The organism is Nocardia vaccinii NBRC 15922 (assembly GCF_001613305.1).
GTDB classification, from domain to species: domain Bacteria; phylum Actinomycetota; class Actinomycetes; order Mycobacteriales; family Mycobacteriaceae; genus Nocardia; species Nocardia vaccinii.
Map to the genome: position 1 here is coordinate 48,493 of NZ_BDCC01000017.1, position 13,546 is coordinate 62,038.

The window sequence follows — 13,546 nt, forward strand, 5'->3', positions numbered from 1 at the left end:
GGACAAGTGACCGTTAATGGATCACATTTGGCCGATTTGAATATCACTGTGGGACAACGCGATCAGAAATGATGCTCGTGGTTGGCGTACCACAGGGGCTGTTGCCTCTGTCCGTGCTTGAGCGCGAAAGGTCCACGGTGACTCCTGAATACGCCACTGCCACCAGCCTGCTGAGCGAGCCGACCGAGCCTCGCATCCGCGTCTGGGAGCAGAACGCTCTAGACTGCTTCAATCGCCGCATGCTCGATCGGAATCGACTGTTCCCCTGCATATTCGGCGTCGACGCGGTGCGCCGCGGCTCGCTGCGGTACACCTTCGTCCCCGCGGACACCGGCGTTCGCACCCTCGCGCAGGCTCTGACCGAATACGCCGGAGTCGCACCCTCGCTCGGCAAACGAACCTCGCTGGTGGCCTTTTTCGAGCCGAGCGCCGAGCACCATTCGATCGCCGATTACGAGCGCCTGTTCTGGGAGGTGCTGCAGGGATTGCATACCGCCGACACCGATCCCTGGCCCCCGGACATCGCCACCGATGCCGATGATCCGTTCTGGGAGTTCAGTTTCGCGGGAATGCCGCTGTTCGTGGTCGCGAACACGCCGGCGCACGCCCGACGGCAGAGTCGCTATTTCGAATACTTCGCCATCACCTTCCAGCCGAGGTTCGTCTTCGACGACCTCACACCGGACAGCGCGCAAGGCCGGAACGCGCGCACCATCATTCGCCAGCGGCTGCGCGCCTACGACGAGGTACCGCCGACTCCGCTGCTGGGCAATTTCGGCGATTCGCGGAACCGCGAGTGGACGCAGTACTTCCTGGACGACGACAACCGGGGCCCGGGCTCGGGCCGCTGTCCGTTCACGCACGAGGCGAAGGAGGCGAAATGAGCCCGTCGTTCAGCTTCGACGCAGTGCCGCGGCTGGGTTCCGCACTCCTGGAATTGCTCCCCGAACAAGGAAGTTTCGAATTGCAGCACGATCAACCCGGGAAGGTGCACGAATGGCATCACCACAGCCTGGACGAGGAGCTTTTCATCATGCGCGGTGAGGCTCTGCTGTTCTGGATCGACGACAACGGCCGCTATCGACATCGGCATTGCGAACGCGGCACGTGGATAACCCTGCCCAAGGGCACCCGGCACGGTTCGGTGGCGGGCCCGCGGGGGGCGGTGTACATGATCCGGCCGCAGAACGGGCGGGCGGCGGTGACGACATTCCTCGATCCCGTCGAACGGCCATGCCCCGCACCGTCGTTCGCGCGGACGTCGCAATGACCACCGGCGACACAGCCGCGGTAGCCCCCTCGGACACCACCGAGGGGGCTCGGCTGCGGGGACATCTGAAATTGCCGGGCGCGACCGCACTGGCCATCACGATCGTGGTGGGCAGCGGTGCGCTGGTCTCGCCCGGCATCGCCTATCGGCAGGCCGGAAATGCGGCGCTGTATGCCTGGGTGCTGGCGGCGGCGGTCACCGTGCCGCTGTTGATCGTGTTCGCCCGGCTCGGCGCGCGGTATCCGGGCGCGGGCGGGGTCGCCGGATTCGTCCAAATGGCCTTCGGGCGGCATTCGGCGGCAGGCGTGGAACTACTCACGATCGGCACGTTCGGCCTGGGCATCCCATCGATCGCACTGACCGGAGCGGGATATCTCACCGTACTGCCCGGACTGAGCGGCATCCCGATCCCGCTGGCCGCGGCCGTACTGCTGGCCGTCGCCGCGGCCATCGTATTCGCGGGGGTGCGGCTGTCGACCGGTGTGCAAATCGCGCTCGCGATCGTCCTCACCACCGGCCTGCTGGCCGTCGGCGTGCTCGCGCTGGCACATACCTCCCCGGCCGGACATCTGCCGCCGGCGAGCGCGTCGGCGGTGGTCACGGGAGCGGGTGCGATCGGCGTGGTCTACTTCGCCTTCACCGGCTGGGAGATGCTGTCGTTCACCACCGAGGAGTATGTGCATCCGCGCCGCGATTTCCCGCGCGTGGTGGTGATCAGCTTCCTGATCGTCACCGCCATGTATCTGATGCTGGCGCTGGGAGTGCAGAGCCTGCTGTCCGCGCACGCGGCCACCACGGACAGTGCGCCGATCCAGGCGATCGTCACCCGCATCGGCTCCCCGGCGGCCGGAGGGGTGGTCGCGCTGCTCGGGGTGGTGATCATCCTGGCGAATCTGGCCGGGGCGATATGGGGGGCGTCCCGGCTGGTCATGTCCAGCGCCCGGGAAGGCCTGCTGCCGCGGCCGCTGGCCCGCATTTCCGGTGGAGGCAATCCACGGATCGCCGTACTAGCCTGCGCGGCAGTGTTTTTCGTCGTGATCGCGAGCAGCGTACGGGGCTGGGCGACGCTCGGTGGACTGCTGTCGGTGGCGGGGAAGAACTTCTTCCTGCTGTACCTGCTGTGCGCGCTGGCGTACGCGCGACTGTTCACCGGATGGCGCCGGGTGCTGGGTCTGCTCGTCGCGGGGGTGCTGGCCGTCGTCGCCGCGGTCTCGTTCGGCGGCGGGCAGTTGGCCTATGCGGCGGTCCTGACGGCGGTCGGCGCGGGGGTGTCGTACTGGCGCGGCCGCCGGTCGGAGCGTCGGCTGCGGGGCGGCGCCGCGGAAATGGCGGAGGGTGATATGTAGCGGTGGCAGCCCGGCGCCCTAGTGGTAGCGGTCGTGACACGGCGTGGATGCCGTAGATTTCAAGGCGATCATGATCACCGCACCGCGGGTAAGGGGTTGGTGAAATGCAGTTGCCGTTCGATTCACTGTATCGGCACGGGTTCGCGCGGGTGGCCGTGGCGGTGCCGCAGGTGCGTGTCGCCGATCCGGCCCACAACGCCGAGCAGACCGTGACGCTCGCGCGGCGCGCTGCCGCGGACGGGGCGGTGCTGACGGTATTCCCCGAACTGGGGCTGTCCGCCTACACCGCCGACGACCTGTTCCATTCCGACGCACTCGATCACGCCGTCGAACAGGCGCTGCGGCGGATCGTCGAGGAGAGCGCCGGGATCGAGACGGTGCTCCTGGTGGGTGCGCCGGTGCGGGCGCAGGGGCGGCTGTTCAACTGCGGGATCGTGATCGATCGGGGCCGGATTCTCGGGGTGGCGCCCAAGAGTTATCTGCCCAATTATCGCGAGTTCTACGAGAAGCGGCAGTTCGCCGCCGCGCGCGAGGCGCTCGACAAGGACATCACCGTGGCGGGACAGCGCGTTCCGTTCGGGGCGGATCTGCTCTTCGCCGCGACGAACGTCCCGGGTTTGGTCTTTCACCTGGAGATCTGCGAGGACGGCTGGGTTCCCTTGCCGCCCAGCGGTTTCGCAGCCCTGGCCGGGGCCACCGTACTGGTGAACCTGTCGGCGAGCAATATCGTCATCGGCAAGGCCGACTATCGCAGGCAGCTGTGCGCCTCGCATTCCGCTCGGTATGTGGCGGCCTATCTGTATTCGGCCGCCGGATTCGGCGAATCCACCACCGATTTGGCCTGGGACGGTCAGGCTCTGGTGTGCGAAAACGGCGAATTGCTCGCCGAGGGCGAGCGTTTCACCGAGACCCCGCAGCTGGTGACCGCGGATCTGGATCTGCGCCGACTGGCCGCGGACCGGCTGCGGATGACCAGTTTCGCCGACAACGTGCACGATCACCGCGAACGGCTGGCGGATATGCGGCGCATCGAGGTGGAGCTGCCGGTGCCGGCCCATGCGCTCACGTTGCGCCGGACCATTCCCCGATTTCCTTATGTGCCGGCCGATTCCGCGGTCCGCGACGAACGCTGCGCGGAGGTGCACCACATCCAGGTGACGGGCCTGAGCACCCGACTGGCCGCGACCGGATCACAGCGCGTGGTGATCGGCGTGTCCGGCGGACTGGATTCGACATTGGCGCTGATCGTCGCGGTGAAGACGATGGACCGGCTGGGCCTGCCGCGCTCGAATGTGCTGGCGTACACCATGCCCGGCTTCGCCACCGGTTCACGCACACGCACCGATGCGCATCGGCTGATGCGGGCGCTGGGCGTCTCGGCGCACGAGATCGATATCCGGCCCTCGGCCACCCAGATGCTACGGGATCTGGATCACCCTGCGGCCCAGGGTATTCCGCAGTACGACGTTACCTACGAGAACGTCCAGGCCGGAGAACGCACCTCGCACCTGTTCCGCCTCGCCAATCAGAACGGCGCGATCGTCATCGGCACCGGTGATCTGAGCGAACTGGCGCTGGGCTGGTGCACCTTCGGCGTCGGAGATCATATGGCGCACTACAGCGTCAACGCCTCGGTGCCCAAGACCCTGATCAAATACCTGATCGCCTGGGCGGTACGGACCGGCGAACTCGGCCCGGACGCGGACGAGGTGTTGCGTTCGATCCTGGAGACCGAGATCTCCCCCGAACTCGTACCCGTTGCGGCACAGGATGATCCGGCAGCACAGGACCAGCCCGGCCAGAGTTCGGAGGCGATGGTCGGGCCGTACGAACTGCAGGACTTCCATCTGTACTACCTGCTGCGATTCGGCTATCTGCCCAGCCGGATCGCCTATCTGGCCCGGCACGCCTGGTCCGACCGCACCCGCGGTCCGTGGCCTGATCTGATTCCCGAGGCCGACCGGCACGAATACGATCTGCCCACGATCAAACACTGGCTCGCGGAATTCCTTCGGCGCTTCGTCCAGACCAGCCAGTTCAAACGCTCGACGCTGCCCAACGCGCCGAAAGTCGGCTCGGGCGGATCGCTGTCCCCGCGCGGTGATTGGCGCGCACCCAGCGACGCCGCCGCGACCGCATGGCTGGACGAGCTGGCGCGCAACGTCCCCGACGCCTGAGCGACCGCGGTGACGATCAGCTCGCGCGCTACCTCGCCACGCCGGGCGCGGGCAGCTCCGGCAGCGCGGTGTCGTACAACCACCGGTTCCACAGCGGCCGCAGCGATGCGGTGCTGTACCGCCCGGCCAGATCGGCGAAGTCCTCGGTGCTGACCGTCGAATGCCGGTAGCGCGCAGTCCATTCCCGCAACAAACTCGAGAATCCGGGATCGCCGAGGGACAGCCGCAGGGCGTGCAGGGTCAGCGCGCCGCGCTTGTAGACGCGGTCGTCGAACATCAGCCGAGGGCCCGGATCGCCGATCACGATGTCCTGCGGTGAGCGGGCGAGGTCGTGCCGTGCCGCGCGGGCGAGATCGTCGGCGCTCGGGCCGCCACTGGCCTCGGACCAGATCCACTCGGCATAACAGGCGAAACCCTCGTGCAGCCAGATGTCGCGCCACTGCCCCACGGTCAGGCTGTTGCCGAACCACTGGTGCGCCAGCTCGTGCGCGACCAGGCGTTCGGCCCCGCGCCGACCGTCGCAGTGGTTCGCTCCGAAAATGGACATCCCCTGCGCCTCGATCGGAATCTCGAGGTCGTCGTCGGTGACCACAACCGTGTACGACCCGAACGGATACGGTCCGAAACGCTCGGTGAACTCGGCCATCATCCGCGGCTGCCGGCCGAAGTCGTGATCGAAGTTCGCCCGCAGACGCGCGGGCAGCACGGCCTGCATCGACACGTCGTCGTGCACCGAACCGACCCGATACTTGCGATACGGCCCGATCTGGATCGTCGCCAGATAACTCGCCATCGGCTCGGGCTGGTCGTACACCCAGGTGGTCTGGCTGGCCTTGGTCTGCTTACGCACCAGCGCGCCGTTGGCGACGGCGTAGTAGGGCGAGTCCGTGGTGATCGAAATCCGGTAGCTGGCTTTGGAACTCGGGTGGTCGTCGCACGGGAACCAGGACGCGGCCCCATTGGGCTGACTGGCCACCAGCGCACCCTCGGTCAACTCCTCCCAGCCGACCTCACCCCACGGTCCGCGCACCGGCGCGGGCGTGCCCCCGTATTGCACCGCGATGACCAGGGCGCCGCCCGAGGGCACCTTCTGCGCAGGAGTGACGGTGAGTTTGCCGCGATGATGGGTGTACTTCGCGGCCTTGGCCCCGTTCACGAAAACCTTTGTCACACCGAGTGATTGCGACAGGTCCAGCGCGAACCGCGGCTGCACCGCGGTCGTCACGGCGGTGATCGTCGCGCGGCCGGAGAGCCGGTTGCTGGACACCTTGTAGACCAGATCCAGCTCGTACCGGGAGACCCGGTAGCCGCGATTGCCGTTCTGCGGGAGATATTCGTCGATGGGCGGCAGGTAGAACTTGTCCACCATCAACGACGCCCCTGCCTGTCCGGCCACGGCGCGATCGGATTGCCCTGCCACCGGGTCGAATCGGGAACCGTATCACCGCGCATCACCAGCGATGCCGGGCCGACCGTCGCACCGGAGCCGATCCGCGCCGCGGGCAACGCCACGCAGTGCGGGCCCAGCGTGGCCCCCGCCTCGAGTGTCACCGTATCCATGGCCATGATCCGATCATGAAACAGGTGTGTCTGCACTACACATCCGCGTTCCACGGTCGCGCCGTCGCCGAGCGTCACCAGATCCGCCTCGGGGAGCCAATAGGATTCGCACCACACACCGCGGCCGATCTTCGCGCCCAGGCCGCGCAGCCAGATGTTCATCACCGCGGTGCCGGTGGCCGCGCGGGCGAACCACGGCGCGGCAACGGTTTCCACGAAGGCGTCCGACACCTCGTTGCGCCAGACGAACGAACTCCACAGCGGATGCTCCACCTGCTCGATCCGGCCGATCAGCAGCCATTTCGCGGTCACCGCACAGGCACCGGCGAATACACCGGCAAGGAGCAGGACCACACCGGAAGCCAGTGCCGCGAACCAGTATCCGACGGTCGCGGCGGCCCAGGCCAGGGTGAACAGCACGCCCAGACCGATGCCGAAGGTCACCATCACCGGGAGCAACCGGCAGGTCTCGACGATGCCGCGCGCCACCCGCAGCCGCGCGGGCGGATCGAAGGTGCGCGCGGTATCGGAGTCACCGGCGGCGCGCCGCAACCGAACCGGCGGGCTGCCCAGCCACGACGAGCCCGCCTTGGCCTTCTCCGGCGCGGCCGACAGGACCGCGACCAGACCGTTCTTCGGCACCCGGCGGCCCGGTGCGGTCATACCCGAGTTACCCAGGAAGGCCCGCTTGCCCACCTTCGCCGCACCGATGCGCATCCAGCCGCCGCCCAGTTCGTAACTGGCGATCATGGTGTCGTCGGCCAGGAACGCGCCGTCCGCGACGGTGGTGAACTTGGGCAGCAACAGCACCGTCGAGGCCTCCACGCCCTTGCCGATATCCGCGCCGAGCAGACGCAGCCACACCGGCGTCAGCAGGCTCGCGTACAGCGGGAACAGGAACGTTCGCGCGGAGTCCATCAGGCGTTCGGTGGTCCACACCTGCCAGCCGACCCGGCTTCGGACCGGGTAGTAGCCCTCCTGCAGGCCGATGCTCAGCAGCCGCACCGCGACGACGGTCGCCGCGGCGAAGACCGCCAGACTCAGCACCGTGGCGACCGGCAGCATCGCATAGGCGTGCCCGAGGGCGGCCGCACCCGTGCGATCGTCGCGAATCCACCAGGCCAGCAGCAGACCGCCGACCGCGAGACCCAGCACCGGCATCGCGGCCAGCGCCATCGAGGTCAGGCCGAAGGCGATCACCCAGTGCGCGGCCCGCGCGGGGGTGCGCGCCGGCCAGGGATGTTCGGCTTTGCCGATCTTCACCGCGGGCGAACCCGCCCACTCCTGGGCCGCCTTCACCTTTCCGAACACCGCGGACCCCGGCGCCACGACGGCATTCTTGCCGATCACCGCACCGGGTAGCAGCGTCGAGCGCGAGCCGATCACCGCACCCGCGCCGATCCGGATACCGCCGATGTGCACCACATCGCCATCGATCCAGTGCCCGGACAGATCGACCTCGGGTTCGACGCTACAGCCGTCGCCGAGTTCGAGCATGCCGGTGACCGGCGGCAGCGTGTGCAGGTCCACGCCCTCGCCGACCTTGGCGCCCAGCGCCCGCGCGAACGGCACCATCCACGGCGCGCCGGACAGGTTCTCCGCACCGCTGGCCTCGGACAATCGCACCGCCGCCCACAGTCGAAGATGGACCGCGCCGCCACGCGGATAACTGCCGGGCCGCACACCCCACAGCAGCGTCCTGGCCCCGGCCACGCAGATCGACATGCGGCCCAGCGGGGTGATGAACAAGACGAATCCCACCACCAGCCACCACCACGACAGCACCGGCAGCCACGGCAGCGAACCGGACCAGCCGGCGATATTGGTGACGATGCCCAGCCAAGTCACCCACTGCAATCCGGTCAGCGTCGTCAGCGGCACCAGCGTGAGCACCTGTGTCCACTGTGCCCAGCGCGGTGTGGGTTCCACGGAGCGCGGTAGCACCGTTGCCGCCGGCGCCGCGGCGTCGAGCCGCTCCGCGAGCGCGCCGAGTCGAGGGTGGTCGTAGAGGTCCGCGACGGTCACCTCGGGAAAACGCTCGCGCAGCGCGGTCACCAACTGCGCGGCCGACAGCGATCCGCCGCCGAGGTCGAAGAAATCGGCCCGCGGGTCGTTGGCCTCCGCGCCGAGTATCGAATTCCACAGTCCCGCAAGCCATTGCGCGGTGCCTTCGAGTTCGCTCGCGGGTCCGGGTTCCGAGCCGGCACCGGGCAGCGGCCAGGGCAGGGCATTGCGGTCGACCTTGCCCGAGGTCCGGGTCGGCAGTTCGTCGAGGACCGCCAGACGCGGCACCAGGGGTGCGGGCAGCTGTTCGGCCAGGTGCGCGCGAGCGGCCTGGACATCGAAGTCCGGGGCGGCGCTGGCCAGGTACCCGACCAGAATCCGGTTGCCCGCCTTCGTGGTCCGCACCGCGCACGCCGCCCCGCTGACGCCGGGCAGATTCTGCAATGCGGTATCGATCTCGCCGAGTTCGATCCGGCGGCCGCCGATCTTGACCTGATCGTCGGCGCGGCCCAGGAAGAGCAGCCCGGTGCCGTCGAAGCGGACCAGATCACCGCTGCGATATGCGCGCTGCCAGCCGAGAGCCGGCATGGGAGCGTACTTCTCGGCGTCCTTGGCGACATCGAGATAACGGGCCAAGCCGACGCCGCCGATCACCAGCTCGCCGGAATCCCCGTCGGCCACCGGCTCTCCCGAGACCGGGTCGACCACGGCCAGATCCCAACCGTCCAGCGGCAATCCGATCCGCACGGGCCCCTGCCCGGTGAGCAGGGCAGCGCAGGCCACCACCGTGGCCTCGGTGGGACCGTAGGTGTTCCACACCTCCCGCTCGCCGCTGCCGGCGAGCCGCTCGGCCAGCTCCGGCGGGACGGCCTCACCGCCGAAGATCAACAGCCGCACCGCATCCAGCGCCTCGGCGGGCCACGTCGCGGCCAGTGTGGGGACCGTGGACACGACGCTGATCTCCCGGCGCACCAGCCACGGACCCAGATCCATACCGCTGCGCACCAGCGCGCGGGGCGCGGGCACCAGGCACGCGCCGTGCCGCCACGCCAGCCACATCTCCTCACAGGAGGCGTCGAAGGCGACCGAGAGCCCGGCCAGTACTCGATCGCCGGGCCCGATCGGCTTGTCCTGCAAGAACATCCGGGCCTCGGCGTCGACGAAGGCGGCGGCGTTGCGGTGCGTGACCGCCACGCCCTTCGGCGTCCCGGTAGAGCCGGAGGTGAAGATGATCCAGGCGTCGTCACCGGGCTCGGGCACGGAATCCGGGGCGGACTCGGCCCCGCTCGCGTGGCCCGTCGCGGCGATTCCGGTGGCCGTCACGATCGCGCCGACGCGGGCCTCGCCGAAGACGAGCTGGGCACGCTCGTCGGGATCGTCGGCGTCCACGGGTACATAGGCGGCTCCGACATACAGCACCGCGAGAATGGTCACGTACAGCTCGGCGGTGCCCGAGGGAATGCGGACCCCGACTCGGTCACCCCGGCGCACCCCGGCCGCGCGCAGCCGGTCGGCGGTGTCGTCGACCTCGGCGAGCAGTTCGGCGTAGCTGAGCACATCGGAGCCGTCGTCGAGGGCGGGTGCGTCGGGGTGAACCTCGGCGGTCGCGGCCAGAACGTCGACGAGGGTGCGTGGCGGCGCGGCGTGCGCGGATCGCAGCAGAGGCGAAGGCGATGAACCCTGCGGGCCCGATACCTGCGGCCGTGAAACGTCCCACTGGAGCGTCACGTACTGTCCACCTTTCCGGATCGGCGCCGAGCGCGCGCAACCCGTTGTCTCACGTCAGGGTTACCGGTGCGCAAACGCAACGCTTCCGTTCACCTCCCCCACTCACCGGGGCGGGCAGTCCCTGCCGGACGAATCGTCCCGATTCGCCGGGCCTATTGTCCCAGGTCGTCGGAATAGTTGCGGTGGAGGGTTCTCCGGTCGTCGAGTATTTGCCGGCGATCAGCTCACACAGGCGGCACCCGATGAATTCTCATGGCGTTCACAGCGACGGCCCGGATGCTCGGTGGAACGCGAGCCGACAGTGCGCTCGCACGAGCGAACAGGAATGCCATGGCGTCATCGGATCCCGGCCGGCGGGCCGGCCGCACCGCGACCCGGATACTGGCGGCACTCGGCGTCGCCGGAACCATCGGCGCGGCGGCACTGGCCTACACGGACACCCACGCCGCGACCGCGAGCACCGGTACGAGCAGCAGCAACAGCGGTACCACCAGCGGTGACAGCAGTACGAGCACGACCCGGAACGGCGTCTCCTCCGACGATTCCGGCACCTCGTCGGGAACCGGAACCGTCCCGCAGATCGGGACCGGCTCGGGCGACGCGCACGCGCGATCGGCCGGATCATGACCGCGCCGACGCTCGAGCCGGACCGCACCGCGGCGGCCGACTGGCCGGTGTGGAGTACCCAGGCCCGGCTGGTGGTGACCGATCCCGCAGATCTCGACAGCGCCCGGGAGGCGGTGTGCGAATACCTCGACGCCGTCGATCGCGCCTGCAGCCGGTTCCGTGACGATTCCGAGCTCAGCGGGCTGAATGCGCGGCAGGGCCGGCCGGCCGCCGTCGGCCCCCTGCTCGCGGAGTACCTGCACGCGGCGCTCGCGGTGGCCGAGGACACCGCGGGAGACGTGGATCCCACGATCGGCGCGGCGCTCGCGCGACTGGGTTACGACCGGGATTACGCGCTCGTCGCGGGCACGGACACGGCGGAGCCGATCCAGGTGGTCTTCACCCCGCGCACGGACTGGACGACGGTGTTGCTCGACGAGCGGACCGTGACGGTGCCGCGCGGTGTCCGGCTGGACCTGGGCGCCACCGCCAAGGCGATCGCGGCCGACCGGTGTGCGCAGCTGGTCGCCGATCGTTTCGGCTGCGGGACGCTGGTCAGCCTCGGCGGTGATATCGCCACCGCGGGGGCGGCGCCCGCGGGCGGCTGGCAGATCGAGGTTCGCGACGGTCCGGGCGAGCCCGGCTGCCGGATCAGCCTGCCCGCGGGCGCGGCGCTGGCCACCTCCAGCACGTTGCGGCGGCAGTGGAAGCGCGGCGGTCATCTGGTCCATCACATCGTCGATCCGCGAACTGGCATCGCCGCCGAAAACATTTGGCGCACAGTCTCGGTCGTCGCGAACGACTGCCTGACGGCCAATGCGGCCGCCACCGCGGCCGTGGTGCGCGGACGCGACGCGCTCGGGCCACTGCAGCTATCCGGATCGCCCGCGCGGCTGGTCGACCGCGACGGGCGGATCACCACCCTCGGCGGCTGGCCCGCGGAACGGTAGGGGGACATCATGGGAGATACGGCAATGGCCCAGGCGCTGTGGGCCTTCGGGCGCGGCAGCGGAGTCGCCGCGCTGGTCGTGCTGACCGTCGCGGTCGTCGTCGGCATCGCGGCGCGCTCGGGACGTGCGATCGCGTTGCCCCGCAGCGCGATCGCCGATCTGCATCGCGGCGCGTCGCTCATCGCCTGCACGCTCGTCAGCATCCACGTGCTGAGCCTGCTCGCCGATCCCGACGCACAGTTGCGGCTGATCGACATCGTGGTGCCCTTCGCCGCGGATTACCGACCGGTGTGGATGGGACTGGGCACCGTCGCGGTCGATCTGCTCGTCGCGGTGGTCGTCTCGGCGCTGCTGCGGCACCGGCTCGGCCCGCGGACGTTCCGCCGGATCCACTGGGCCGCATACGGTTTGTGGCCGGTGGCATTGATCCACGCGCTGGGGACCGGCACCGACGCGACGCGCCCGTGGATGCTCACCATCGCCGGGATCTGCGTTCTCGCCGTCGCCGCCGCCGTGACCTGGCGGACCGCGGCGGATTTCACCGAATTCGGACGGATACAGCGAAGGAGTGCGCGATGAGCACCACGACCGCGACCATCGAGCCCGCGGCGCCGACCGGCGTTCGGCGGCTACTGCTCTCGGGCCCTGAATTGTCCTCACATACAAGGTGTTTCGGCTCGAGGCCGACCACAGCCGGGAGCGTCGAATTCCTCGACGCCGTGGCCGCCTCCGGGTTGTCCGGCCGCGGCGGGGCCGCCTTCCCGGCCGCGCGCAAACTCGCCGCGGTCGCGGCGGGACGCCGAGCCGTCGTCATCGCCAATGCCGCCGAGGGCGAGCCGGCCAGTAGCAAGGATGCCGTATTACTGTCCCGCGCACCGCATCTGGTGCTGGACGGCCTCGGCGTCGCAGCGGAGGCCGTCGGCGCTCGGGAATGCCACCTCTACGCGCCCGCGTCCGCACTCGACGGTGTGCATCGCGCGCTGGAGGAGCGCCGGGCCGGCGGATACGACCGCCGAACCGTCAGGCTCACCGCGTCGGCGGAGACGTTCCTGTCCGGGGAGAAGACCGCGGTGATCAACCGGATCGCGGGATCGCCCGCCCTGCCCGGGGATCAGCTGGTCAGCACCTCACACGCTGGTTTACGGGGTCGCCCGACACTGGTGCACAATGTCGAGACCCTGGCGCACCTCGCCCTCATCGCCCGCTACGGACCGCGGTGGTTCCGCAGCGCGGGCACCCCGGAGGAACCCGGCACCATGCTGGTCACCCTCTCCGGAACCGCCGCGACCGGCGTTGTCGAGGTACCGCTCGGAATCCCGCTGCTCGACCTGATCGCCCGGCACGGCCGGACCGATCCGAGCACCGTGCGCGCCGTGCTCATCGGCGGATACCACGGCAGCTGGATCCCCGCGGCCGCCCTGGGCCGGGCCGCTCTCTCGGCCGCCGCGCTGCGCCCCCTGCGCGCCTCGCCCGGCGCGGGCATCGTGCGGGTGCTCTCCCGGGCCGAATGCGGCCTGCGAGCATCAGCCGAAATCATCGCTTACCTCGCTGCCCAGAGCGCCGGTCAGTGCGGCCCGTGCCGCAACGGCCTGCCCGCGATCGCCGCGATATTCACCGCACTCGCCGAGGGACAGCCGGTCGATCCGCACGAGATCGCCCGCCTCACCGACCTCGTCGACGGCCGCGGCGCGTGCGCACACCCGGACGGCACCGCCCGGCTGGTCCGCTCGGCACTCGGCGTCTTCGCCCGGGACGTCACGCTGCACCCGCACGGCCGATGCCAGATCACCGAGACGACGATCGGAGCACGGTCATGACCCGTATCGCGATGAATCACCGCCCGGCCGGCACGGACCACATCGCCCCGCGCGACACCCGGCGGACCCGCACGGTATCGAACGTCGA

10 protein-coding genes are annotated in these 13,546 nt (G+C 69.4%); 8 read left to right on the forward strand and 2 right to left on the reverse strand.

Annotated features, from left to right (window positions below; translation table 11 throughout):
* The first annotated feature begins 239 nt into the window (after nt 1–239).
* From NV1_RS12590 to NV1_RS12605, 4 genes are all read left to right on the forward strand, one after another.
* Nucleotides 240–884: a YqcI/YcgG family protein gene (locus NV1_RS12590; RefSeq protein ID WP_218026964.1), complete on the forward strand. Its 645-nt coding sequence runs from the start codon at nt 240–242 to the stop codon at nt 882–884.
* Nucleotides 881–1,270 (forward strand): cupin domain-containing protein, encoded by a 390-nt coding sequence (locus NV1_RS12595; RefSeq protein ID WP_218026965.1) that lies wholly within the window; start codon nt 881–883, stop codon nt 1,268–1,270. The genes NV1_RS12590 and NV1_RS12595 overlap by 4 nt, the downstream gene beginning before the upstream one ends.
* Nucleotides 1,267–2,616, forward strand: a complete 1,350-nt coding sequence (locus NV1_RS12600; protein WP_067890498.1) for an APC family permease — start codon at nt 1,267–1,269, stop codon at nt 2,614–2,616. The genes NV1_RS12595 and NV1_RS12600 overlap by 4 nt, the downstream gene beginning before the upstream one ends.
* Before the next feature lie 104 nt (nt 2,617–2,720).
* On the forward strand, nt 2,721–4,793 hold the full coding sequence (locus NV1_RS12605) for an NAD(+) synthase (RefSeq protein WP_067889918.1): 2,073 nt from the start codon (nt 2,721–2,723) through the stop codon (nt 4,791–4,793).
* A 28-nt stretch (nt 4,794–4,821) separates the two neighbouring features.
* On the opposite strand, the gene NV1_RS12610 is transcribed toward NV1_RS12605, so the two are convergent.
* On the reverse strand, nt 4,822–6,162 hold the full coding sequence (locus NV1_RS12610) for a M1 family metallopeptidase (RefSeq protein ID WP_067890504.1): 1,341 nt from the start codon (nt 6,160–6,162) through the stop codon (nt 4,822–4,824).
* On the reverse strand, nt 6,162–10,085 hold the full coding sequence (locus NV1_RS12615) for a Pls/PosA family non-ribosomal peptide synthetase (RefSeq protein ID WP_084525327.1): 3,924 nt from the start codon (nt 10,083–10,085) through the stop codon (nt 6,162–6,164). The genes NV1_RS12610 and NV1_RS12615 overlap by 1 nt, the downstream gene beginning before the upstream one ends.
* 330 nt (nt 10,086–10,415) lie before the next feature.
* Here NV1_RS12615 and NV1_RS12620 point away from each other — a divergent pair, with 330 nt between their 5' ends.
* From NV1_RS12620 to NV1_RS12635, 4 genes are read left to right on the forward strand one after another with little or no spacing between them, the layout of a single operon-like run.
* The gene (locus tag NV1_RS12620; protein WP_157116860.1) at nt 10,416–10,712 is read left to right on the forward strand and encodes a hypothetical protein; all 297 of its coding nucleotides are present in this window, start codon (nt 10,416–10,418) and stop codon (nt 10,710–10,712) included.
* Nucleotides 10,709–11,641 carry an FAD:protein FMN transferase gene (locus NV1_RS12625; RefSeq protein WP_067889922.1) on the forward strand — a complete coding sequence of 311 codons (933 nt, stop codon included), beginning with the start codon at nt 10,709–10,711 and terminating at the stop codon, nt 11,639–11,641. Before NV1_RS12620 ends, NV1_RS12625 begins: the two co-directional genes overlap by 4 nt.
* Nucleotides 11,642–11,650: 9 nt before the next feature.
* Nucleotides 11,651–12,220 (forward strand): ferric reductase-like transmembrane domain-containing protein, encoded by a 570-nt coding sequence (locus NV1_RS12630; protein WP_245713689.1) that lies wholly within the window; start codon nt 11,651–11,653, stop codon nt 12,218–12,220.
* Nucleotides 12,217–13,458: an NADH-ubiquinone oxidoreductase-F iron-sulfur binding region domain-containing protein gene (locus NV1_RS12635; protein ID WP_067889927.1), complete on the forward strand. Its 1,242-nt coding sequence runs from the start codon at nt 12,217–12,219 to the stop codon at nt 13,456–13,458. The genes NV1_RS12630 and NV1_RS12635 overlap by 4 nt, the downstream gene beginning before the upstream one ends.
* Nucleotides 13,459–13,546 lie beyond the last annotated feature (88 nt).

What these genes read in the sequence shown, in the direction of transcription:
- NV1_RS12590 (WP_218026964.1), top strand. Translation starts at nt 240, where the DNA reads ATGCTCGATCGGAATCGACTGTTCCCCTGCATATTCGGCGTCGACGCG.
- NV1_RS12595 (WP_218026965.1), top strand. Translation starts at nt 881, where the DNA reads ATGAGCCCGTCGTTCAGCTTCGACGCAGTGCCGCGGCTGGGTTCCGCA.
- NV1_RS12600 (WP_067890498.1), top strand. Translation starts at nt 1,267, where the DNA reads ATGACCACCGGCGACACAGCCGCGGTAGCCCCCTCGGACACCACCGAG.
- NV1_RS12605 (WP_067889918.1), top strand. Translation starts at nt 2,721, where the DNA reads ATGCAGTTGCCGTTCGATTCACTGTATCGGCACGGGTTCGCGCGGGTG.
- NV1_RS12610 (WP_067890504.1), bottom strand. Translation starts at nt 6,162, where the DNA reads ATGGTGGACAAGTTCTACCTGCCGCCCATCGACGAATATCTCCCGCAG.
- NV1_RS12620 (WP_157116860.1), top strand. Translation starts at nt 10,416, where the DNA reads ATGGCGTCATCGGATCCCGGCCGGCGGGCCGGCCGCACCGCGACCCGG.
- NV1_RS12625 (WP_067889922.1), top strand. Translation starts at nt 10,709, where the DNA reads ATGACCGCGCCGACGCTCGAGCCGGACCGCACCGCGGCGGCCGACTGG.
- NV1_RS12630 (WP_245713689.1), top strand. Translation starts at nt 11,651, where the DNA reads ATGGGAGATACGGCAATGGCCCAGGCGCTGTGGGCCTTCGGGCGCGGC.
- NV1_RS12635 (WP_067889927.1), top strand. Translation starts at nt 12,217, where the DNA reads ATGAGCACCACGACCGCGACCATCGAGCCCGCGGCGCCGACCGGCGTT.